18 protein-coding genes are annotated in these 22,929 nt (G+C 36.2%); 11 read left to right on the top strand and 7 right to left on the bottom strand.

The window, feature by feature from the left end; genetic code table 11:
- Position 1 precedes the first annotated feature (1 nt).
- Genes HXY53_09875 through rfaE2 form a run of 6 tightly spaced genes read left to right on the top strand, consistent with a single transcriptional unit; the run spans position 2 to position 4,636 of the window.
- On the top strand, positions 2-721 hold the full coding sequence (locus HXY53_09875) for an isoprenyl transferase (protein ID NWF76852.1): 720 nt from the start codon (positions 2-4) through the stop codon (positions 719-721).
- A complete protein-coding gene (locus HXY53_09870) occupies positions 711-1,511 on the top strand; it encodes a phosphatidate cytidylyltransferase (GenBank protein ID NWF76851.1) in 801 nt (266 codons plus the stop codon). The genes HXY53_09875 and HXY53_09870 overlap by 11 nt, the downstream gene beginning before the upstream one ends.
- Complete coding sequence (locus HXY53_09865) at positions 1,508-2,671, top strand: 1-deoxy-D-xylulose-5-phosphate reductoisomerase (GenBank protein NWF76850.1); 1,164 nt, start codon at positions 1,508-1,510, stop codon at positions 2,669-2,671. The genes HXY53_09870 and HXY53_09865 overlap by 4 nt, the downstream gene beginning before the upstream one ends.
- 11 nt (positions 2,672-2,682) lie before the next feature.
- Positions 2,683-3,753 carry an RIP metalloprotease RseP gene (gene rseP, locus HXY53_09860; GenBank protein NWF76849.1) on the top strand — a complete coding sequence of 357 codons (1,071 nt, stop codon included), beginning with the start codon at positions 2,683-2,685 and terminating at the stop codon, positions 3,751-3,753.
- 11 nt (positions 3,754-3,764) lie between these two features.
- The gene (locus HXY53_09855; protein NWF76848.1) at positions 3,765-4,193 is read left to right on the top strand and encodes an NUDIX hydrolase; all 429 of its coding nucleotides are present in this window, start codon (positions 3,765-3,767) and stop codon (positions 4,191-4,193) included.
- Positions 4,181-4,636, top strand: a complete 456-nt coding sequence (gene rfaE2 / locus HXY53_09850; protein ID NWF76847.1) for a D-glycero-beta-D-manno-heptose 1-phosphate adenylyltransferase — start codon at positions 4,181-4,183, stop codon at positions 4,634-4,636. The genes HXY53_09855 and rfaE2 overlap by 13 nt, the downstream gene beginning before the upstream one ends.
- A 1,445-nt stretch (positions 4,637-6,081) precedes the next feature.
- Here rfaE2 and hisD read toward each other — a convergent pair.
- Together hisD and HXY53_09840 are read right to left on the bottom strand one after the other, a co-directional pair.
- Positions 6,082-7,359 carry a histidinol dehydrogenase gene (gene hisD / locus HXY53_09845; GenBank protein NWF76846.1) on the bottom strand — a complete coding sequence of 426 codons (1,278 nt, stop codon included), beginning with the start codon at positions 7,357-7,359 and terminating at the stop codon, positions 6,082-6,084.
- A gap of 59 nt (positions 7,360-7,418) precedes the next feature.
- Positions 7,419-8,498, bottom strand: a complete 1,080-nt coding sequence (locus tag HXY53_09840) for a hypothetical protein (GenBank protein ID NWF76845.1) — start codon at positions 8,496-8,498, stop codon at positions 7,419-7,421.
- A 39-nt stretch (positions 8,499-8,537) separates the two neighbouring features.
- Between HXY53_09840 and truA the strand changes: the two genes are divergently transcribed.
- Positions 8,538-9,317: a tRNA pseudouridine(38-40) synthase TruA gene (gene truA / locus HXY53_09835; protein NWF76844.1), complete on the top strand. Its 780-nt coding sequence runs from the start codon at positions 8,538-8,540 to the stop codon at positions 9,315-9,317.
- On the opposite strand, the gene HXY53_09830 is transcribed toward truA, so the two are convergent.
- Both HXY53_09830 and HXY53_09825 read right to left on the bottom strand, forming a co-directional pair.
- Complete coding sequence (locus tag HXY53_09830) at positions 9,314-9,859, bottom strand: HD domain-containing protein (GenBank protein ID NWF76843.1); 546 nt, start codon at positions 9,857-9,859, stop codon at positions 9,314-9,316. The two genes, truA and HXY53_09830, sit on opposite strands and share 4 nt — an antisense overlap.
- Positions 9,860-9,898: 39 nt before the next feature.
- Positions 9,899-12,757, bottom strand: coding sequence for a PAS domain-containing protein (locus HXY53_09825; protein NWF76842.1), 2,859 nt, complete (start codon positions 12,755-12,757; stop codon positions 9,899-9,901).
- A 360-nt stretch (positions 12,758-13,117) separates the two neighbouring features.
- On the opposite strand from HXY53_09825, the gene dnaJ reads away from it, so the two are divergent.
- The 4 genes from dnaJ (at position 13,118) to HXY53_09805 (ending at position 18,943) form a co-directional block, all read left to right on the top strand.
- The gene (gene dnaJ, locus HXY53_09820) at positions 13,118-14,209 is read left to right on the top strand and encodes a molecular chaperone DnaJ (protein ID NWF76841.1); all 1,092 of its coding nucleotides are present in this window, start codon (positions 13,118-13,120) and stop codon (positions 14,207-14,209) included.
- Positions 14,206-14,556 (top strand): MerR family transcriptional regulator, encoded by a 351-nt coding sequence (locus HXY53_09815; protein ID NWF76840.1) that lies wholly within the window; start codon positions 14,206-14,208, stop codon positions 14,554-14,556. Before dnaJ ends, HXY53_09815 begins: the two co-directional genes overlap by 4 nt.
- A 12-nt stretch (positions 14,557-14,568) precedes the next feature.
- Positions 14,569-17,208, top strand: coding sequence for an ATP-dependent chaperone ClpB (clpB, locus tag HXY53_09810; protein ID NWF76839.1), 2,640 nt, complete (start codon positions 14,569-14,571; stop codon positions 17,206-17,208).
- A 310-nt stretch (positions 17,209-17,518) separates the two neighbouring features.
- Positions 17,519-18,943: a sigma-70 family RNA polymerase sigma factor gene (locus tag HXY53_09805; protein ID NWF76838.1), complete on the top strand. Its 1,425-nt coding sequence runs from the start codon at positions 17,519-17,521 to the stop codon at positions 18,941-18,943.
- A gap of 8 nt (positions 18,944-18,951) precedes the next feature.
- On the opposite strand, the gene HXY53_09800 is transcribed toward HXY53_09805, so the two are convergent.
- The 3 genes from HXY53_09800 to infB all read right to left on the bottom strand — a co-directional run bounded on the left by HXY53_09800 (position 18,952) and on the right by infB (position 22,847).
- Positions 18,952-19,908: a bifunctional oligoribonuclease/PAP phosphatase NrnA gene (locus tag HXY53_09800; protein ID NWF76837.1), complete on the bottom strand. Its 957-nt coding sequence runs from the start codon at positions 19,906-19,908 to the stop codon at positions 18,952-18,954.
- On the bottom strand, positions 19,892-20,251 hold the full coding sequence (gene rbfA, locus HXY53_09795) for a 30S ribosome-binding factor RbfA (protein NWF76836.1): 360 nt from the start codon (positions 20,249-20,251) through the stop codon (positions 19,892-19,894). The genes HXY53_09800 and rbfA overlap by 17 nt, the downstream gene beginning before the upstream one ends.
- A 259-nt stretch (positions 20,252-20,510) precedes the next feature.
- Positions 20,511-22,847, bottom strand: coding sequence for a translation initiation factor IF-2 (infB, locus tag HXY53_09790; protein ID NWF76835.1), 2,337 nt, complete (start codon positions 22,845-22,847; stop codon positions 20,511-20,513).
- Between the last annotated feature and the right edge of the window lie 82 nt (positions 22,848-22,929).

The raw sequence follows: 22,929 nt of genomic DNA, 5'->3' as shown, positions 1-22,929 counted from the left end.
GATGCTATTACATGGTCGGATACCAAAACATGTTGGAATTATAATGGATGGCAATGGAAGATGGGCAGAGCAGCGTGGGCTTCCAAGAATTGAGGGCCATAGGCGTGGGGTAGAAAGAACGAAAGAGGTAATAGAGATTGCTGAAGAAATCGGAATCAAAATATTGACGCTTTATGCTTTTTCTATAGAGAACTGGCAAAGGCCTTCGACTGAAGTAGCAACATTAATGAGGTTGCTTGAATCTTATTTAAAAAGAGAACTTGATTTATTAATAAGTAAGGGTATTGTTTTTAAAACTATTGGTGATACAAAGAGATTACCAGGACATATACAGAAAATAATAGAGCATGCTGAACAACAAACTGCTTCAAATAAAGGTATGATACTTGTTACTGCTCTCAGTTATAGTGGCAGGGATGAGATTGTCAGGGCAGTAAAGAAAATATTCTCTGACGGAATAAAACCTGAAAACCTTACAGAAGAGATTTTAAATTCTCATCTCGACACCGCTGGTCTTTCTGCTCCAGACTTTATTATAAGGACAAGCGGTGAAATGCGTCTCAGTAATTTTTTAATCTGGCAGGCTGCATATTCAGAACTTTATTTTACTGATACGCTATGGCCTGATTTCACAAAAGATGAATTCCTGATTGCAATGCAGGATTATCAGAGAAGAGAAAGAAGATTCGGTAGTATCATAGTGAGGGCAGATGCATTATAAGAGATTAGTTGTTGCCCTCATTTTACTTCCTTTTATTTATCTTTATATCATGTATCTTCCAATTGAATATTATGTGCTTCTTTTGCTGATTGTATCTTTTCTAGCATTGTCAGAATTTTATTCTATGTTTCGTGTAAAAGGAATTTTAAAAAAAGCATGTCTCGTATCCGGCATATCAATACTTGTAGTTTCGTATTTTTCAGAAGATTTTATCCCCGACATAATAATATTATCTGTAATTGTGCTTATCACGATACGGCTTTTTGTTAAGAGAGACCCATTTTCCTCTGTATCAGATATTTCTCCTCCTCTTATTGGTTTACTGTATATCCCTGGATTATTTATTTTCCAGACATACATACGTAAGATTGGTCCAGAGTGGATTATCTTTCTATATGCAACTGTTTGGGCATCAGATTCAATGGCATATTATATTGGTAGGGGAATTGGAAAGAAAAAACTTTATATTGAAGTCAGTCCGAATAAGACTGTTGCAGGCTCTGTAGGCTCAGTAATTGGCGGGATAGCAGGAGCTATTCTCCTTAAGACTACTTTAGTGAAAACCTTAACTCTTTCGACTGCAATAGTTGTTGGGATAGTTATTGGAATAATTTCTGTTATAGGTGATCTTGTAGAATCAATGTTCAAACGTAATGCAGGTGTAAAAGACTCCGGTGTTCTCATACCCGGACATGGTGGAGTACTTGATAAAATTGACGGTGCACTATTTAGTGGCCCTGTTCTTTACTGGATGTTGACTATAATGGGTATTACAAGGCATCAAATATGAAACGTTTAACCATTCTTGGATCAACAGGTTCAATCGGCAGAAATGCACTTGAAATTGTTTCACGTAATAGAGACAGATTCAGGGTTGTGGTTTTAACAGCCTGGAATAATATAGATCTTCTTGAAAAGCAGATAAAGTCTTTTGCTCCTGAATTAGTGGCTGTTTCAAATGAAGAGTCTGCCAGAAAATTGCAGAAGAGATTTGGCAGGAAGTTATCATTCGATATACTATCAGGAGCAAATGGCATAGAAAAGGCTGCTGCCCATGAGAATTCTGATTTTGTTCTGTCCGCAATTGTAGGTGCAGCTGGGCTTATGCCCACACTGGCAGCTATACGTTCAGGAAAAACGATCGGCCTTGCTAATAAAGAGACACTTGTAGTAGCCGGTGAAATTGTGACTGAAGAATCAAAAAAGTATAAAGCAAAAATACTTCCTGTTGATAGTGAGCATAGTGCAATTTTTCAGTGTATGGAAGGTCATAAAAAAACAGAGATAAAAAGAATTATTCTGACAGCATCTGGAGGCCCTTTTGCCGGTATGGTTTCAAGTGAAATGAATAAGATTACACCTGAGGAAGCACTCAAACACCCGAGATGGAAAATGGGTAAAAAAATAACTATAGATTCTGCAACACTCATGAACAAAGGTTTTGAGGTTATTGAAGCTCATTATCTCTTTGGCCTGCCCCCATCTTCTATCGATGTAGTTGTGCATCCGCAGAGCATAGTGCATTCGCTCGTCGAATTTTATGATGGAAGTTCAATAGCTCAGCTTTCATATCCTGATATGAGGGGCCCTATTTCATATGCACTAACCTATCCAGACAGAATTTCCGGTATCCTGCCAGGGCTTGAGCTCTCTAAGATAGGAAAACTTGAATTTACAAAACCAGACACAAAATGCTTTCCGTGTCTTTCATATGCATATTTGGCTTTGAAGGCTGGAGGCACAATGCCTGCTGTTCTTAATGCTGCTAATGAGGTTGCTGTTAATTCATTCCTCAATCGTGAAATAAGATTTAAAGATATACCCTTTGTAATAAAAAAGACTATGAGCAAGCATGTTGTCACGGCTGCGAATGAACTTTCTCGGGTATTAGAAGCTGACAGATGGGCAAGAGATAAAGCAAAGGAAGTTGTAAATAGAATAAAAACTTAGGAAATAAGAATATGACCTTTTTATCAGCAATAATTCTTCTTGGTATAATCATTTTTATTCATGAATTAGGACATTTCCTGTTTGCAAAATTAATGCGAGTAAAAGTTCTGAAGTTCTCTCTTGGATTTGGCCCAAAGGTTATAGGAAAAAAAATTGGCGATACAGATTATCTGATTTCTGCAATACCACTTGGTGGATATGTCAAAATGTCAGGAGAAACACCGGGTGAAGAACTTGCAGAAGATGAAAAACCTTTTGCTTACAATAATCAGCCTGTTTGGAAGCGTTTTGTTATCGTTTTTTCAGGGCCTTTATTTAATATTCTATTTGCTGTTTTGATCTTTTTCTTTATTTTTTTAAAAGGAGTTCCGACATTAATTCCAGAGGTAGGGGAAGTTTTATCAGATACACCAGCTGAAAAGGCAGGACTTATAAAGGGTGACAGAATAACGGAAATTGAAGGAATTGTTATACAGAGATGGGATGAAATGACAGATGTTATCCATAAAAGTCCTGGGAAAAAGCTTAAATTTGCGGTCAACAGGGATACAAGAGTTTTTTATATAGAAATAACCCCGGAAAAAAAGAAAGTAAAAGACATTTTCGGAGAAGAAAAAGAGATTGGGTTAGTTGGTATCAAACCATCAGGTAATACATTTATCAAAAAGGACACATTTATCAGTGCAATACATGAAAGCATTGTAAGGACAGTGGAGATATCAGTGTTAACAGTTGTATCAATAATCAAACTGATTCAAAGAGTAATTCCTATGGATACTATTGGGGGCCCAATTCTTATTGTCCAGATGGCAGGAGAGCAGGCTTCAAAAGGGTTCATGAATTTTTTCCTTTTTATGGCAATTATAAATATTAATCTTGGCATATTGAATCTTCTGCCGATTCCTATATTAGATGGAGGTCATATACTTTTTCTCGGGATTGAGGCAATAAGAGGTAAACCCATTAATGAGAAGATTATTTCAATCAGCCAGAAAATCGGCCTTGCATTTTTACTAACCCTTATGGCTTTTGTAATTTATAATGATATTATGAGGTTAATTACTGGGAAACCTTTTCCTTGATATAATTTCCTATGTTCAAAACACAGGTATCATCAGGTGGGGTCCTTTTCAGGAGACATAACAAAAATTTAGAGGTTGCTATGGTTTCAGTTAAAGGAGGAAAGATTTGGTGTCTTCCAAAAGGAATCATAAACAGCGATGAGACCCCTGAAATAACAGCAGTCAGAGAAGTTGAAGAAGAGACAGGATTGAAGGGGAAAATTGTGGGGGAATTAGGTAAGATCAGTTACTGGTTTTTTATAAAAGAAGAAAATGTTAAATGTAAAAAAACAGTATATTTTTTCCTGATGGAATATCAAGGAGGGGATATATCAAAACATGACTTTGAGGTGGATAGCGTGTCATGGTTTTCTGTTGATGAAGCTATAAAAAAGGCTGGTTATAAGAGCGAGAGAGAAATATTGGAGAAAGCAAAAAAGAAATTGCTATGGGGAAAATAGTCACATGGGATGAACTGAGTGAATCTGTTGAGAGATTAAAAACGCAAGGGAAAAAAATTGTTTTCACTAACGGGTGTTTTGATATCATCCATGTTGGACATATCCGATACCTAAAAGAAGCAAAGAGACTCGGCGATATACTTATAGTAGGTCTGAATTCAGACAGTTCTATTTCTTATATTAAACCAGGCAGACCTGTTAATCGCCAAAACGATAGGGCAGAAGTTTTGGCCTCTCTTGATATGATAGATTACGTGACTGTTTTTGATGAATCTACTCCATATGAATTAATTAAATTAATCAAGCCTGATGTCCTTGTAAAAGGTGGGGACTGGAAGGAAGAAGAAATCATAGGATCTGACATTGCAAAAGAAACTTACAGCCTTCCTTACACTAAAGGATTCTCAACGACAGAACTTATAAAAAGGATAAAGAAACTTTAGCTTACTGAAAACATAGCTATGAAATAATGATTATTCTTATAATTCCTCCAAACTTCCCTCAGCTTCTGAAGCCTCTTTATACGTTTCTTCTATATCACGGACTATTTCAGCATTTATTTCATAGACCTTTTCAAAAAAATCAGGTATAACTCTTATCTCTTCAGAAGGGCATGCAATTTAATCGAGTATCTTTGTCTTGTTCCTGATCATTTCGCCTGTTAAAAGATCATATAGATACCAGTTATCTTCCACAGTTATATCTTACTTCTGAAATCATCAAAATTGTCAAACCAGTATCTTTTTTGTAATCATCCAAAACTTCAACTATACCTCGTTTTGGCTTAAGCAATAGTTTTGTGTATATAGTAAATCCGTTATTTGTTTTTTCAAACTTTTCATCAATTTCTTTCTCTTTAGTAAATTTTTGTGGATAGTTTTTACCTTCTCAATTGCTTCCAGAATCCTTCGTATTTTTCACCATCGCTAAAGCTAACCTTTTTGAAATGCACGATTTCATTTTCTAACTTCTTAAACTTCTCAAACTCCTTGCTTTTAACCCCAAGGTAATCAAAAATCCGGTTAAGAATTAACTCCGGCTCAAAGAGTGAGTTTCTTTCGCTTTAGTCAAAACCTTCACTTCGCAATCATATTTAACCAAAGCGACTTTATCGCCCAAAAATTCATAAAATTTTGAAGTTATATCAAAATCATCGCGGCTAATAGGATATTTTTGGGGGTCTTTTTCTTCGGCAAAAATCCTTTCAGAAATATGATTTTTGAATTGGTCCAAATAATCAGCGTCTTGCCCGAGCCAGTCGCCATCCAGAAACTTATCCTATTGATAAAATGGGCAAAAGAGATTTTATTATCTACTACATAGAGCATTTTAAGTGCGTTCTTCTGAAAATCAAAGGGTAAATACGCCGTCCTGCCTTCGGCAGTCCACCCCTTTATTAAAGGGGAATAAAATAAATCTCCGTCTTCATATTTACAATTCGCCAGCGTTTCTTCGTATTGCTCAAGTTCGTAATACTTGAAAAACCACTGCCTTGATAATTCCCCTCTTGTAGAGGGGTGCCTGAAAGGCGGGGTGTTCCTTCCCAGAAATACTGATAACTCCAGAGCTTAAACTGCTCCTGTAAGAATGCTTTTGCGTTTTTATTAAGGTAGAAAGCTTTACATCACTATTGTCTATGATTTTTCTGGGGATCACCGTATTCACCGTATTAATTCACATTCTGGTATTGCCGTGAGAAATAAGTCACTAAAACTTCGGCTTGAGTCCAGCCTACTTACATAACTCGTTAGCTGTTATTCTGTCAATTGTGGTATGTCTTTTTATCGGGATTGTCTTGTCGTTGTTTGTATATATTGAATGACTGCTGACTTCACGCAATAGATAGAAGCCATTTTCTTTTTTTGCTGTTTGTAAGCTGCGATCATTTTTAAAAAAACTCTCTTATCCATATGCTTTTCCAGTGTGCCTCCAAGCCTTCTGCTTCAGCTATTGTCTTGACTGTTTCTGATAGATTTTTAAATGCCTTTTTTGAAAACCTGAGTAGACTTGTTCGTTTTATAAAATCGTATACTCCAAGTGGTGAGAAAAATCGTGATGAACCACCAGTAGGAAGGGTGTGATTAGGGCCTGCAGAATAATCCCCTAATGCCTCAGGAGTCCAATTGCCGAGGAATATCGCTCCAGCATTTCTTACCATGGGAAGAACTCTCTCAGGTTTTGCTGTCATTATTTCAAGATGTTCGGGAGCGATAGAATTAGATAGATTTAAAGCTTCATTTATGTTTTTTGTAATTATAATAGCTCCATACATCTCAAGAGACTTTTTTGCAATATCTTTTCTTTTTAAGGCATTCAATTGTGATATAATTTCTGCATTAACAGCGTCTGCAAGTTTTTCAGAATAAGTTATTAGAATGGATGATGCATGTTCATCATGTTCTGCCTGACTGAGAAGGTCAGCTGCAATAAATGCCGGGTTTGCAGATTTATCAGCGATTATAAGAATTTCACTTGGTCCTGCAATCATATCGATATCAACTTCGCCGAAGACCAATTTCTTTGCTGTTGCAACATAAATATTTCCCGGACCTACAATCTTGTCAACTTTTCTGATCGTTTTTGTCCCGTAAGCCATAGCGCCTATTGCCTGTGCCCCGCCTATTCTGTAAACTTCTTTTATACCGAGTAATTTTATAGCAGCCATAACATGAGGATTTATCTCTCCTCCAGGAGCTGGAACACAGATGGCTATTTCCTTCACTCCTGCAACCTGAGCAGGTATAACATTCATCAGAACAGAAGATGGATAAGATGCTCTGCCACCTGGTATATATATCCCCACTCTCTCTATTGGTCTGATTATTTGCCCGAGTATGGTTTTCCCTTCAGAAAACGACCACGATTTTTCCATCTGTTTTTCATGAAATGCACGTATCCTTTTTGCAGATAGTTTAAGAGCATTTACTACACGTGTATCTGCTTCAAAGGCAGATTTCGATATTTCATTAAAAGAAAGTTTTATTGTTTTGATATGCGGTGAATCGAAAGCTTTTGTGTATTTTAAAACAGCGTTATCCCCATTTATCTTTACATCATCGAGTATAGTTTTTACTTTTTGCTCGATTTCCTTATTCACACCAGATGCACGTTCGCTGAGAATCCTAAGGAAAGCTTTAAGCTCTTTTGCTTTTTTTATTTTTCTCATAGATAAGAATTATATCACAGCCAAAAAGTATAATTATTACTGGATTTAGGTTTTTACTATCATAAAGAGAAATCTTTTTTTAGTATAGAATCTTCTATATACTTCGCAATTAAATCTTTTTCATTCTTATATATTTGATTTTTAGATAATAGTCTTTCAACATAACTCATAGCCTTTTTATATCCAAGTTTTCTGGCTTTATCAATATATGACCAATCACATTTTTCAGTAAAGATGTTGAAAGCATCGATAATTTCGGGGAAAAGAACTTTACGCATGCCAGTTAGAAAAACGATGTAGAAACCAAGTGAGCCCTCTTTCTGGTTCGCAATAATGTATTTAAGCATACCATTGTCAGAAGTATCAGATAACATGTCTTTAAGTGAACGAACGAATATTTCTGCTTTTGTATGTGGGAAATAGGTGAGAAATTCTTTCCATTCACTTCCGATTATTTCTTCTTCAAATGCTTCTCCGATTTCATGATGAATAAAAGTTTCTGCTTCAGAAGTAGCTATTTGAGAAATCTGTCTTTCTGTATCCGCTGAAGGTAAATCCTCAGATGAAATTCCATATCTTGAGAAAGCGTAAGTTAGAGCACTTTTTGTATTTTTGCACCTTAATTCTTCAAAACGTTGCCAGAGAAGTTGTTTTAATGGATCTATCCGTACAAAAATAGTTTTATCCTGTAACATAGCCGGGTAATTAGAAAGATCTCTTGCATATTCATGTCCTGTTATATAACATTCATATCCCCCAATCTTTTCTTGAGACATAATTTCTGCAAGAAAAAAGGATGGCTTTAGATTTATACCTAACCCTGCTCCGTAAAGTAACCCTTCGTTCTTTAATTCTGTATTAATATTTTCGATGTCAAAAGGCTTATAGGTATTATTTTTTATAGTTATATCTCCATATTCTTCATTCTCAAGCTGTTTCCAGAGAATTTCTCTGTTAAAGATCCATTCCCCAACCTCTTTTTGAGGAAGTTTTTCCCAGAGACCTACCTCATGCTCAGAGCGATATAATTCTCTTAGCCTGAGCAGTAGTCCGCATATTGAATAAAAACCCCAGTGTTTAGCATCTGAAATATTGCAATTTCTTTTTATCTGTTCTTTGAGCCTGTTAATATCAATCATGTTTATCCCTAATAGTTATTTTATCAGAATAAGTATGATATATTCTTAGTCATGAGAAAAATAAAGCTTCTTATCGAATATGATGGCACATCATATCAGGGATGGCAGATTCAAAAAAAGGGGGAGACGATACAGGGCATTATTGAGAACAGAGTATTAATGATTACAGGTGAATCATCAAGAGTTATCGGAGCGAGTAGAACAGATGCTGGGGTGCATGCACTCGGGCAGATCGCAGTGTTCAGGACAAGGTCTGAGCTTAAACCAGAGATAATAAAGAAAGCCTTGAATGCAGTTCTCCCTCATGATATAAGGATTCTCGATGCATCAATTGTTGAAGATTCGTTTCATCCACGAAAAAATGCAGTTAAGAAAAGTTATTTTTTTATTATTTCAAACCAGAGAGAATCTTCGGCTTTCCTTTATAAATATGTATGGATGGTTCAGCAATCTCTTGATTTAAAAAAGATGGAGATAGCTGCTCAAGAAATTGTTGGAAAACACGATTTTTCATCTTTTATGGGGACTGGTAGCAGCATAAAAAATCCTATAAGAGAAATATTCTCTTTAGGCATATATAAACTTGAGAAAATTGATTTCCTGACCATGTCTTTTAGAGGTAATTTTATGAAGATAAGAATTGAGGCAGATGGTTTCCTTAGACACATGGTCAGGAATATTGTAGGAACAATTGTTGAGATAGGTAAAGGTAGGATTTCAGAAAAAAGTATGAAGGAAATTCTTGCAATGGGTAACAGGAAATTTGCAGGGCCAACAGCCCCTCCAAATGGACTTTTTTTAGAAAAGATTATCTATTAACCGCCGAATATCTCCAGCCAGTTGTTAAACTGTTTCAGTTTCTCATCACCAAACTTTGCAATGGATTTTTTTATCATTACGACTGTTTTTTCTTTATATAAAATATCAGCGTTTTTGGAGAAAAATTTGTCAGCAAAGCAGATAATCTGTTCTTCAAGGGATACAGGAATCATGTCTCTTTTAGGAAGGGGTAAATATTTTTTTTCAATATCTTCAATAGAAATCCCCACGCCAACATGTCTTTCACAAACAAGGGCATGAATAGGAAATCCCTCTTTTTCAATAAGTTCTCTGCCTAAATATCCGTGACATATATATGGTTTATTGCCATGACATCCTAACTGCGGGGCATTTGTCAAAAAAATTCCGATATCGTGGATCATCGCTGCCTCATAAATAAAAGAAAAATCAGGATTCAGATGGCGAACCCTTTCAGCAACTCTTAAGGCTTTTGTTGTAACCATTTTACTGTGACAAATCAAAATATTGTATGCTTTCGAAAGTTTGTCATAGTATTTTTCGATTATTTTTACTGGCTCCATAATGGATGCATGCAAGAAAGATAATTTATAAGTAGATTTTCAGAAGTTTTTTTTGAGAACATCTTGCAGAGCTTTACTGAGTTCACTCATTGTATAGGGTTTTGAGACGATGTTTTTAAACCCGAATTCTTTATATCTGGACATAATAGGGTCGTTTGAATAACCACTGGAGACAATAGCTTTAATATGAGGATCAATTTCAAGAAGTTTCCTTATTGTTTCTTTACCTCCCATGCCTCCAGGTATAGTTAGATCAAGTAAAACAACATCAAAGGGTTTTCCTGAATCCTTTGCCTTTTTATAGAGTTCAATTGCTTCGGTGCCATCACTTACTGTTTCAACCTCATAACCTATACGGGTCAGTATGCGAGAGGTGAATTCTCTGAGTATTTCTTCATCATCCATAACAAGAATTTTTCCTTTACCAGTAGTGGGCGTTTCCATCTTTTCTTTTGTTATAAGATTAGATTTTTCTGAAGTCGGTAGATATATTGTGAAGGTTGAACCGACTCCAAGTTTTGAGCTTACATCTATGTCTCCATCATGCTTTTTAATTATATAAAAAGCTGTAGTAAGTCCTAATCCGCTTCCCTTCTGTTTAGTTGTGAAATAAGGATCAAAAATTTTTGTAATATAATCTTCTGATATGCCATGGCCTTCATCCTGTATTATTATTTTTACATATTTTCCCTCTTTCAGGGATGATATTTCTTCCTCTTTTATTGTGACATTTTGAGCATAAACTCTAATTGTTCCTCCCTGTGGCATTGATTGCATTGCATTAATTAATAGATTATTTATTACCTGACTTATCTGTCCCTCGTCAGCCTCAACAGGGAGAAGATTATCATCAATGAAAAATTCACATTTTACAGAAGAACCACTTAATACAAAAAGGGCAGTATCCTTCAAAAGCTCGGAGATGGAAATGGGCTTTTTGATCGGTTCCCCCCCTCGCGAAAAAGTGAGTAATTGTTGTGTTAAATCCTTTGCCCGCTTTGATGCTTTTTCAGCCATTGCAAGGGCTTTGGACACTTCATTATCTTCATTTAGAAGTATTTTTGCAAATGTTATATTGCCGACTATAGCTGTTAAGATATTATTAAAATCATGTGCGATCCCACCTGCTAATATACCCAGTGACTCGAGTTTCTGACTACGGAGACGTTCTTCTTCCAATTTTTTGCGTTCAGAGATATCAACATTGACCTCAGCAACCATCCATCTACCCTCCTCATCCTGAAAAGGCATTGTAATCACCTGTATTGGTCTATTACCCTCTTTTACTAAAATTTCCTCGGTAATGGTTATAGCCTTTGTTTTAAAAGCCTTGGGAATTCCACAGTTAGGGCAAACGTCTTTGCGATCCATAAAATACTCGTAACATTTCCTGCCCTTATAATCACCATATATCTTTTGCCACTCAGGATCTATATAAATAATATTGAACTCAGAATCAATGATATCGAGTCCTGTTTTAGTAGCTCCAAGGATAAATTCTATTTGTTTTTTAAGCTGGTCAATTTTCCTCTCTGCCTTTTTTCGTTCTGTAATATCAGAACTTATTTCTAATGTGCCTATAATATTTCCCGAGATATCCTTTACAGGATGTCCTCTTACAGACCAGATTTTACCGTCAGCTGTTTTTTGTTCTGCTTCCTGAGATTCTCCGGTTTGGATTATTTTGGTATGAATAGGACACTCAGAGCAGGGTTCACTTCGTTTATGCAGAATCTCATAACAATGGCGCCCTATTACTTCGTCAGTGGATAATCCAGAAGATTTGATAAAAGACCTATTTGCCCAAATAATCTTCATATCAAGGTCACGATAGCTTAATCGTTCTGACATAGAGTCTAAGATAATTTTCTTTTCTTCTTCTGATATTCTCAGTGCCTCCTCAGCTTTTTTTCTTTCTGTAATATCTTTTGAAACTTCAATCACTGTTGTTGGATTGCCATCTTTATCACGTAAAGCTACATTTGCAGTGCAATGGTAGTTACGAATATTTCCGTTTTGATCTATTACTGTGGTTTCATGTTCATGCACTTTTCCATCAGCAAAAGCTTTCAGAGTGAGGCATGGATAGGGTTCACAGGGTTTATCCCTTTTATGATATGCTGTATAACACTTTTTCCCAATTATGTCATCCCCGAAGATTTTTTTTGCAATATCATTAGCCCATATAATATTTAAATCTCTATCGAGCATGCTCATGTGATCACCAATAGACCTCAACATGGCATCGAGTTTTTCTTCTTTTTCTCTTAGGAATTTTTCTGACTGTATTCTATCTGTAATATCTTTAAAATCCTCGACAATACCAATAAGCTTTCCATCAGGGTTTCTAAAAGAAGTTGCTGTAATAATACATGGAATTAATGTGCCGTCATTACGTTCTCTGATTGATTCAAATTCAATCCGATCTTCACCATTGAGGATACGTTTCAAAGAACACATTTCTGTATTACAGATGGAACCAGGAAACATTTCATAACATTTTTTACTTATCGCTTCATTTTTATCAATTCCGGCGAGGGTAGCAAATGTGTCATTCATCCTGAGCACATTAAAGTTTCTGTCAATAATACGAATGCCATCTGCTGCTACCTGGAATACCTGATTCAGTTCCTGATAAGCTAAATTTGTTTTTTCCTCAGCTATATAACGTTCCTTAATATGTAGATTCATAGGCCGATAGAGAGAAAAATAAAGGATTAACGAACTTATTAAGGTCAGGATAGAGGCATCAATTATTACTTCAAGTGCTAATGGCAATGGTGGTATAAGATTAAAGAAAAACATGATAAAAGCTTCGACAACAAATAATAAAAATATAGCAGTTATCAACAACTGAAGCGGTGAATAAGCAAATTTCCGTGTTAAATAATCTTTCATTAATTTTCTATTATTTTAATAATATCTTTTTTTTAAATTAATATACAAGATATTAGCAATCATAGTGCCATTTAAGCATATGATATATAAATTAAATAATTTTTAACCCGATAATGCAATTGAACAATGCAGATGTTGTTAGAAAATTTATTTTTCGATACCTTATTGCACCTATAATTGATGGTTTTACGAATATTTTTATTCATTAGACGAATATTGATAATTTAATAATCATATCGAGTTAAAGAAATTTTTGAGCAACATCTGCATTATTTGGGTTAATTGAATTCTATATGTTTATAATTTCATAATAAAATTCTTGACAAAGACTTACTCAAAAGATATTATATTAATATTATTATGGCTTCGGGAACAAAGGATTTCTACGAAATACTTGGTGTAAGTAAAAATGCCTCACAGGATGAGATTAAAAAGGCATTCAGGAAACTTGCGCGTAAATATCACCCTGACCTTAATCCAGGTGATAAAGTGGCTGAACAGAAGTTCAAAGAAATAAATGAAGCTTATGGGGTTCTGAGTGACCCAAAGAAAAAGGCTGAATATGACCAGTTTGGGAGTTCGGCTTTTTCAGCAGGAGGGCCGGGGTTTGAAGGATTCAGAACATATGATTTCAGAGACACATTCGATTTTAGTGGTTTTGGTGATATATTTACGGATCTTTTTGGTGCTAAGGGTAGACCTGAAAATCAATACATGAAAGGCCCCGATATGATTATCGGCCTTGAGCTAACACTTGAAGAGGCATTTTCTGGAGTTACAAAGACTATTTCTTATAACAGAGAAGTCCCGTGTCAAACATGTAAGGGTTCTGGTGCAGAATCTTCTCAGGTTTGCGATGCTTGCAAAGGAACAGGGAGCACTAAGACCTCAAAAGGATTTTTCAGGATGTCCCAGCCATGCACAGTTTGTGGTGGCACAGGTAGAAAAATTACAAAAGTCTGTTCTTCATGTAGAGGTAGCGGGAAAGTTCTGCAAGCGGAGACAGTTAAGGTGAAGATTCCACGAGGTGCTGATACAGGATCACGGGTTAAGGTAAGGGGTATGGGAGGTGCAGGGACCGCTGGTGGACCTCCAGGGGACTTGTTGATTGAAATAACAGTGCGTCCCCATCCAATATTTAAGAGAAAAGGAGATGACATATACCTTGAATTACCTGTAACTTTTGGAGAGGCTGCTCTTGGAGCAAAGATTGAGATACCAACGCTTGATGGGACATCAGCGATGACCCTCCCGCCTGGGACCCAGGGTGGCCAGCGATTCAAACTTTCTGGGAAAGGATTCCCTTCACCAAAGACTGGCATGAGAGGAAATCAATATGTTGATATTAAGATAGCTGTTCCTAAAAATATCAGTAATAAAGAACGTGATTCCATAAAGATTATTGAGACATTATATAAAGAAGATCCAAGAAAGGCGTTGTTCCATAAATGATTGATTCAACGGATAAAAAGCAACCTTTATATATGATAAGTGTTGTATCGAGGATGCTCGGTGTACATCCTCAAACTCTCAGATTATATGAGCGAGAGGGACTTATTACTCCACACAGGACAAAGAGAACAAGACTATATTCTCAGGAAGATGTGGAAAAGATAGCAATGATACTTCGTCTCACACGAGAACTCGGAGTTAACAGGTCAGGCGTTGAGATAATACTGAGAATGAAAAGCAGGCTGGAAGCTTTTCAAAAAGAGATGGAAGAGATGATGAATTTCCTCGAGGAAGATATCAAAAGGGATTTTATTGAAAGATGGAAAAGGATTTTTTTTGAGGATTAAGGAGGATTTCTAATGGATAAATTTACTATAAAAAGTCAGGAAGCTATACAAGAAGCTCAAAAACTAGCAGAGCGTAAAGGAAATCAACAAATTGATGCAGAACACTTGCTCTGGGCACTTATGAATGATGATGAAGGTGTAGCCACGCAGATACTCACAAAACTCGGAAAAAACAATACTGCTATTCAGAAAGATGTTGAGGAGATAATTGACAGATTTCCGAAGGTTATAGGTGCAACACCTTTAGGGCAGATTTATATATCTCCAAGATTGAAGTTGGTATTCGAGAAGGCTGAGCAGAGTGCAAAGCACTTGCAAGATGAATATATAAGTGTAGAACACCTTCTAATTTCTTTAATAGATATAGATGGCCCATGTTCTGATATATTGAAAAAATATGGGGTTAGTTCTGATAAAGTGCTTTCTGTTCTAAGAGAAATAAGGGGTGCACAACGTGTTACTGATCCTAATCCGGAAGAGAAATATCAGGCACTCAAACGGTATAGCCGAGACCTTACAGAACTTGCAAGAAAAGGTAAATTAGATCCAGTCATAGGACGGGATGACGAAATACGACGAATTATACAGGTTCTTTCAAGGAGGACAAAAAACAATCCTGTATTAATAGGTGAACCAGGTGTTGGGAAGACAGCTATCGCTGAAGGACTGGCTCAGAGGATTGTTGCAGGTGATGTGCCAGAAACGCTAAAGGATAAAAAAGTTGTTGCGCTCGACATGGGGGCCATTGTTGCAGGAACAAAATTTAGAGGTGAGTTTGAGGAACGCTTGAAAGCAGTACTAAAGGATATTGAACAGTCTGAGGGAAAAGTTATAGTTTTTATTGATGAGCTTCATACACTGGTTGGAGCAGGTGCTGCAGAAGGCGCAATTGACGCATCAAATATGCTAAAACCAGCCCTTGCCCGTGGTGATCTTCGGTGTGTTGGGGCAACAACTGTTGATGAATATAGAAAACACATTGAAAAAGACCCTGCTCTCGAAAGAAGATTCCAGCCAATTCTTATTAGAGAACCGGGCGTTGAAGATACCATCTCGATTTTACGTGGATTAAAAGAGAGATACGAGGTTCATCATGGTGTAAAAATAAAAGATTCAGCTCTTGTTTCAGCAGCAATTCTTTCTAACAGGTATATAACTGACAGATTTTTGCCTGATAAAGCAATAGATCTTATTGATGAAGCTGCTTCTAAATTAAGAATGGAAATAGACAGTATGCCGGTAGAACTTGACGAGATAGAAAGGAAACTAAGACAGTTTGAAATAGAAAAACAGGCTGTAATGCGTGAAGATTCAAAAGACTCAAAGGATAAACTTGAGAAGATAAACAAGGAAATGGCTGATCTTCAGACTAGGCGAGATGAACTCAGAGCACAATGGATGAGTGAGAAAGAAATTATCGCTAAAATTCGTGATTATAAAGAACAGATTGAGAAGACAAAGATAGAATCAGAGAGAGCAGAACGTGAAGGAGACCTGACAAAGGCGTCTGAATTAAGATATGGCAAATTACTTAGTCTCAATAAGGCTCTTGAAGAGGAAAACAGGAAACTTCTGGAAGCACAGAAGAAGAGGAAGATGCTAAAAGAAGAAGTAGATGAGGAAGATGTCGCAGAAGTTGTTTCAAAATGGACAGGAATCCCTGTAAGTAGAATGCTCGAAGGTGAAGTTCAGAAGTTACTTCATATGGATGAACGTCTGAGACAAAGGGTTGTTGGTCAGGATGAGGCAATTGAGGCAGTATCCAATGCAATAAGGAGAGCCCGAGCAGGTATACAGGACCCAAATAGACCCATTGGATCCTTTATTTTTCTTGGTCCTACAGGTGTTGGCAAAACAGAACTTGCAAAGTCTCTTGCTGAATTTCTCTTTGATGACGAAAACGCATTAATAAGGATAGATATGTCTGAATATCAAGAACGGCATACAGTATCGAGGCTTATAGGTGCTCCTCCTGGATATGTAGGCTATGAGGAAGGAGGACAACTTACGGAAGCTGTGAGAAGAAAACCCTATTCTGTAATATTATTTGATGAGGTTGAAAAGGCACATCCAGAGGTATTTAATCTGCTATTGCAACTACTTGATGATGGTAGACTTACCGATAGTCATGGAAGAACAGTTGATTTCAGAAACACAGTAGTGATAATGACATCTAATATTGGAAGTGCACATATACAGGAGATGCTCGAGGAAAGGGAGAAACGTCCTGATGCATACTGGGTTATTACTAATGTTGAATTGAAAGAACGTATAAATGAAGACCTTAAGGCATTTTTTAGGCCTGAGTTCCTGAACAGAGTTGACGAAATCATTATATTCAATCCATTGACAAAAGAACTCCTCAAGCAGATAGTAGATATTCAGATTAATAGAATGAAGAAATATGTCAAAGAGAAAAATATTGATATAACATTGAGCGATAGTGCAAGAGAGTATTTTGCAGAGATCGGCTTTGATCCTGTTTATGGTGCAAGACCTCTGAAAAGGGCTCTGCAAAGAGAAATACTAAATCCACTTGCGATGAAGATTCTAAACAGAACTTTTCAGGATGGTGATATAGTGCTCGTTGATTTTGAAGGTGAGAGGTTGGTATTCAAAAAAGCGATTTCTGCGGAGGTGTCAACAATATAGTAATCGAGATTATTTTTAAACCTATGGCACATAGTTCGCAGTGAACAATTAATCAGGGTAATTTCCTCCCCAGTGAAATAGATTACATAATTTAGATACCATTTTACATAAATAAAACTGACAAAAAGCGTCCATTTTTCTTGATTACCTTTCTTTGAGCATTTTTATATCTTTAAAATCAACAGGTTATAAATTGGAGATAGGTGGCATAAAATGTGCATTAATATTTTATTAAATAAATAATAAATTATTTTAAATAAGTGATATAAAATGATAATAAATTCGACTTATAAAAAAGGAAACTAACCCTATGAAGGAATGGGATATTTTTGGAGAAATAATTGATCTTGGGAAAAGACGAGGGAAGGTATCTTATAGTGAAATTAACAGCGTATTCCCCGATGCGTTTACATCCCACAGTGATGTTGAAGATCTGATAGATGTTTTACAGGATATGGGGGTTAATATTACTGACGAACAGGAGTCACAGATTGAAGAAAAGGAAGAAGTAGATAAAGATCAATATGTTCAATATGAGAAAGGAGAAGACCTTGTTCAGGCTTATTTTCATTCTATGGGCGATATTTCTGTCCTTACAAGAGATGAGGAAACCGAGCTTGCTAAAAGAATAGAAGAAGGAAAAGTTATTATAAAACAACTCGTTACTTCAATGCCTTTTTATGAAAAAATTAAAAAAGATTTAAAACAGAATGAAGATTTTCATGATCATGAAGATATTATGGAAGAATCTATCATGGAGACATTAAGGAGGATTGAATCCATGATGGAAAAGGTTATTACTGCAGACAAAAAGATTTCTAAGTATGGAACTTTTAAAAATTTAAAAAGAATTATATGCGAAAGAAAAAAAAAGAATGGAAATCTATTAAAACTTGAAGGGATTGCACAAGAGGTTAAACAGATTTATCATCAGGTTATATCCGAATCCGGGATTAAACTTAATGAACTGAGAGCACGATATGAAAGAATCACAAGAGCAAAAGAGATTATTAAAAGAGCCAAGGACACATTAATAACCCATAACCTAAGACTTGTTGTAAATATAGCTAAACATTATATTGGTAGAGGGCTTTCTCTGCTTGATCTTATACAGGAAGGGAATATAGGTCTCATAAGAGCTGTAGACAAGTTTAAATATGAAAAAGGGTTTAAGTTCAGCACTTATGCTACATGGTGGATTAGGCAGGCAATCACAAGGGCGCTTATTGATCAAACTAAAACAATAAGGCTTCCTGTCCATATGGTTGAGCTTTATAATAAGATTATAAAGGCTTCTAAAGAGCTTGTTGTCCAATTAGGAAGAGAGCCGAATATATCAGAAATCGCTGAACGCCTGGGAATTCCTGACAAAAAGGTTGAAAATTTATTCAAGGCTATACAGGAACCAATAACTCTTCAGACCCCGGTCGGGGAGGAGGATTTGACACTTGGAGATTTTGTAACTGACAATAATTGCGAATCTCCCTATTCAGATGTTGAGAAAACAATGCTATCTGAAAAGATGCTGGAAATTCTTCATACGCTCAGGCCCAGAGAAGAGCAGGTGTTAAGAATGAGATTCGGTATTGGATTTGAAAGAGACCATACTCTTGAAGAAGTAGGTAAACATCTGTCGATTACCCGTGAAAGGGTTCGCCAGATAGAAGCGAATGCTTTGAGAAAACTTAAACATCCCAAAAGAATTAGGGAACTTAAAATGTTACATCAGAAATAGTAAAAAAACTATTCTTTATTTTTAAGAGAATAAATTTGTTGCAATAAGCTTTCTTTGATACTTTTCAGATTACCTCTTATCTTATATCCTGCAGCATTTTTATGCCCGCCGCCATGAAAATGCAATGCAATCTTTGCGACATTGATATCTCCTTTTGAACGGAGACTGATCTTCCATAAGTCATCACCTTCCTGTCTGAATAATACAGCAATATGAATATCCTTTAACATTCTCGGGAAATTGGTAAAGTTTTCTGTATCATCCGGGCAAGTGCCTGTTTTTTGAAACATCTCTTTTGTGACTGAGATAAAAGCAATCTTATCAATTATTTCGAGTGTATTTAAAGACATAATAAGAAGATCAAATCTTTGCTTTGACCATGTTTCATAAAGGTTATTTGCAATGATAAATGGGCTTGCTCCTGCCTCGACTAATTCAGCAGCAACTCTTAAGACTTCTGCATTCGTATTACTGTAACGAAAAGTGCCGGTATCAATAGCAATAGCAGCATAAAGATTTGTAGCAATATCTTTTGTTAAGGCAATTCCCATCTCTTTCAATAAATAAAATATCATTATGCCTGTAGCTGCTGCATATGGCTCTATCCATTTTATATCGCCGAAGTTCTTATCTGTTTCATGATGATCTATTACAACAGAATATTTGAATACGGTATTCTCTATGCCAGCCCTATCCAGAGTATTGCAGTCAAGCAGGATTAAAGACAGATTATTATTATCGATTTCCTTGTTTTTTTTGATAAAAGTCTCTTGTCCAGGGAGAAAGGTATATATTTCGGGAACTCCATCCTTGTGATACAGGACTGTCTTTTTTCCTATAGATTCAAGTGCCTTTGAGAGGGCTAAAGAAGAACCTATTGCATCCGGTTCAGGATTAATATGCGTTGTTATTAGAAAATTATCTTCTTTTTTGAGAAAGGATATTAAGTTATGAGGAACTTTCATTCTTATGCCTTATTTCATCGAGTATCTTTTCAATCCTGTTACCATATTCTATGGAGACATCGAGCTTGAAGGAAATAGTCGGAATAGATTTCATTCTGAGCCTTTTCCCGAGCTCTGTTCTTATGAAATTCTTTGCAGCATTAAGGATATCCACTGTCATCTTTTTTTCATCATCCTTTAGAACACTTATATAAACTATTGCTATCTTGATATCATCTGTGACATCAACCCCAGTGACAGTGACAAACCCAAGCCTTGGGTCTTTCAACTTAAAAGTGATTATATCTGCGATTTCTTCTCTTAAGAGATCGCTGACTCTTTGTGAGCGTTTATAAGGAAGCATATTTGCCTTCGTCAATAGTCATCAGTCATTAACCTAAAAAATGCATTTAGAATAATGCAGATGTTATGAAAAAATTTATTTTTCGATACCTTAGTTTACCTATAACTAATAGTTTTATGAATATTTTTATCCATATAACAAATAAAAATAATTTAATAATTTCATCGAGTTAAAGAAATTTTTGAGCAATATCTGCATTATTTGGGTTAATTTTGTATATTCGATTATTAGCTACTGACCATTGACTATCGACTGTGTTTTAAAGTTTTGCTGCTATCTTTTCGATAATATAATTTTCTAAAATATCCCCACCCTTTATATCATTAAAATTCTCTATCATAATGCCGCATTCATATCCTGACTGCACTTCTTTTACATCTTCCTTGAATCTCTTGAGTGAACTTATTTTCCCTTCATAAATAACTATATTATCCCTTATCACCCTTATTCCTTCGCTTGCGCGGCTTATTATGCCTTCAAGAACATAGCAACCAGCAACGGTCCCAAGTCTCGATATATTAAATATCTGGCGAACTTCTGCCCTCCCAAGTATTTTTTCCTTTAGCGTAGGTTCAAGTAAACCTTCGAGGGCTTTTTTCACATCATCGATTGCCTCATAAATTACATTGTAAAGCCTTATATCAACTCCCTCTTTTTCCGCTGTATGATAAGCTTTCAGTTCAGGCCTGACATTGAAACCTATAACAATTGCGTTTGATGCTGCAGCAAGTATGACATCTGATTCGGTAATACCTCCAACAGATGAATGAATAACCTTTACCTTTACCTGAGGGTGTGCAATGTGTTCAACAGCTTCCTTGATTGCTTCTACAGAACCCTGCACATCACCTTTTATAATAATATTAAGGTCCTTAATTTCACCATCTTTTATCCTAGCATAGAGGTCGTCAAGTGTCAGTTTTCTTGTTTTTGCTATTTCTGCAAGTTTTTGTCTCTGCTGTCTTGAAAGGGCTATCTGTCTTGCCCTCTTTTCGTCATCAACAACCGTAAAAGTATCCCCTGAATCCGGCACATCTGGAAATCCGATTACTTCAACCGGGGTTGAAGGCCCGACCTTTAAAACACGTTTACCACTGTCATCTATTAATGCTCTTACCCTACCAGCATGGATACCTGCAATGAAAATGTCTGATACCTTTAGAGTTCCTGATTGAACAAGCACAGTTGCAACAGGACCTCTTCCTTTATCAAGCTTTGCTTCTATAATTGTACCTCTCGCAAATTTATCCGGATTTGCTTTGAGTTCCATCACCTCAGCCTGAAGCAGGATCATCTCAAGAAGATGTTCAATACCAATTTTCTTTTTTGCAGAGACTTCAACGAAGATGTTCTGTCCTCCCCATTCTTCAGGAATGATGCCATGTTCAGCAAGTTCATTTTTAACTTTTGAAGGGTTTGCTTCTGGTTTATCAATTTTGTTAATGGCAACAATGATCGGGACATTTGCAGCTTTTGCATGATTGATAGCCTCGATAGTCTGTGGCATGACACCATCATCAGCAGCAACTACGAGAATAACTATATCAGTAACTTTTGCCCCTCTTGCCCTCATAGCAGTGAAAGCCTCATGACCTGGGGTATCAAGAAATACTATCTCCTTATCCTTTAGTTTTACTTTATATGCCCCAATATGCTGAGTTATACCTCCTGCTTCTGTTTCTGTTACCTTTGTTTCTCGTATTGCGTCTAATAATGATGTTTTTCCATGGTCAACATGTCCCATAATTGTTATAACTGGAGGTCTTGGAACTAATTTGCTCTGATCTTCTGGAATAACTTCATCGATTGTGTCTTCTTCTATAGGTGCGAGCTCAAGTTTTACTCCGAAACTCTCTGCAACTAAAAGAGCAGCATCAGTGTCAACAGGCTGATTAATTGTAGGCATATATCCTAATTCCATGAATTTCTTTATAATGTCGGACAGTTTTACGCTGATAAGTTCTGCAAATTCTTTTACAGTCGTGCCTTCTCGCAGTTTTAAGGTTTTTTTCCTTTGAACTACCAATTGCATCTGTGGTTTTCGCTCTTCGGTCTGATATGGTTTATGTCTACTAATCCTTTTGACAGGTTTTTGTTCGTGCCATCTTTTAGGTTCGATCTTTCTTATGCTCTGGAAAGCCCTTTGCATACCTGGTTTAGTTTTAAATTTTTCAATCTTTTCTGTCTCAATCTCTTTTTTAAACCTGTCAGGAATTTTTAAATCATCTTCTTCTACAGGAACTTTTGCTTCAGTTTTTCTGGTTTCAGGTTTTTTTTCTTCAACCGGCAGGGAAATTTTTTCCGCCTCTATTTCAGTTTTTTTTACTTCAACAGTTATCTCAGGTTCGACCGGTTTTTCTTGAATAACAGGTTTCTCAATTATTTTTTTAGCCTCTTCGGGTTCAGGTTCAGGTGGTAGCTCTCTTTTTGTTTTAGATTTTTTAATAAGAACCTCTTCTATTTTCTTGGCTAATTCAGAATCAATGCTTGAAGAATGCGTTTTCCCTTCAATGCCAAGATTAGCAAGCTCAACGATAATAAGTTTATTTGTTACTTCCAGTTTTTTTGCAAGTTCATAAATTCTTATCTTTGACATACATCTCCTGTTTGTAGAATACTTGTAACATTAATTTTTACATGTTATCATAATAAACCTTTTTATTGCAATTTTTACAACA

It is taken from the genome of Nitrospirota bacterium (assembly GCA_013388455.1).
In the GTDB taxonomy this organism is placed as follows: domain Bacteria; phylum Nitrospirota; class Thermodesulfovibrionia; order Thermodesulfovibrionales; family SM23-35; genus JACAFF01.
This window is presented reverse-complemented; position numbering and strand designations above follow the sequence as displayed.

What these genes read in the sequence shown, in the direction of transcription:
- HXY53_09805 (NWF76838.1), top strand. Translation starts at nt 17,519, where the DNA reads ATGAAGGAATGGGATATTTTTGGAGAAATAATTGATCTTGGGAAAAGA.
- HXY53_09875 (NWF76852.1), top strand. Translation starts at nt 2, where the DNA reads ATGCTATTACATGGTCGGATACCAAAACATGTTGGAATTATAATGGAT.
- clpB (NWF76839.1), top strand. Translation starts at nt 14,569, where the DNA reads ATGGATAAATTTACTATAAAAAGTCAGGAAGCTATACAAGAAGCTCAA.
- HXY53_09865 (NWF76850.1), top strand. Translation starts at nt 1,508, where the DNA reads ATGAAACGTTTAACCATTCTTGGATCAACAGGTTCAATCGGCAGAAAT.
- rfaE2 (NWF76847.1), top strand. Translation starts at nt 4,181, where the DNA reads ATGGGGAAAATAGTCACATGGGATGAACTGAGTGAATCTGTTGAGAGA.
- dnaJ (NWF76841.1), top strand. Translation starts at nt 13,118, where the DNA reads ATGGCTTCGGGAACAAAGGATTTCTACGAAATACTTGGTGTAAGTAAA.
- HXY53_09830 (NWF76843.1), bottom strand. Translation starts at nt 9,859, where the DNA reads ATGGAGCCAGTAAAAATAATCGAAAAATACTATGACAAACTTTCGAAA.
- HXY53_09800 (NWF76837.1), bottom strand. Translation starts at nt 19,908, where the DNA reads ATGAAAGTTCCTCATAACTTAATATCCTTTCTCAAAAAAGAAGATAAT.
- HXY53_09870 (NWF76851.1), top strand. Translation starts at nt 711, where the DNA reads ATGCATTATAAGAGATTAGTTGTTGCCCTCATTTTACTTCCTTTTATT.
- HXY53_09855 (NWF76848.1), top strand. Translation starts at nt 3,765, where the DNA reads ATGTTCAAAACACAGGTATCATCAGGTGGGGTCCTTTTCAGGAGACAT.
- HXY53_09840 (NWF76845.1), bottom strand. Translation starts at nt 8,498, where the DNA reads ATGATTGATATTAACAGGCTCAAAGAACAGATAAAAAGAAATTGCAAT.
- hisD (NWF76846.1), bottom strand. Translation starts at nt 7,359, where the DNA reads ATGAGAAAAATAAAAAAAGCAAAAGAGCTTAAAGCTTTCCTTAGGATT.
- rseP (NWF76849.1), top strand. Translation starts at nt 2,683, where the DNA reads ATGACCTTTTTATCAGCAATAATTCTTCTTGGTATAATCATTTTTATT.
- rbfA (NWF76836.1), bottom strand. Translation starts at nt 20,251, where the DNA reads ATGCTTCCTTATAAACGCTCACAAAGAGTCAGCGATCTCTTAAGAGAA.
- HXY53_09825 (NWF76842.1), bottom strand. Translation starts at nt 12,757, where the DNA reads ATGAAAGATTATTTAACACGGAAATTTGCTTATTCACCGCTTCAGTTG.
- infB (NWF76835.1), bottom strand. Translation starts at nt 22,847, where the DNA reads ATGTCAAAGATAAGAATTTATGAACTTGCAAAAAAACTGGAAGTAACA.
- HXY53_09815 (NWF76840.1), top strand. Translation starts at nt 14,206, where the DNA reads ATGATTGATTCAACGGATAAAAAGCAACCTTTATATATGATAAGTGTT.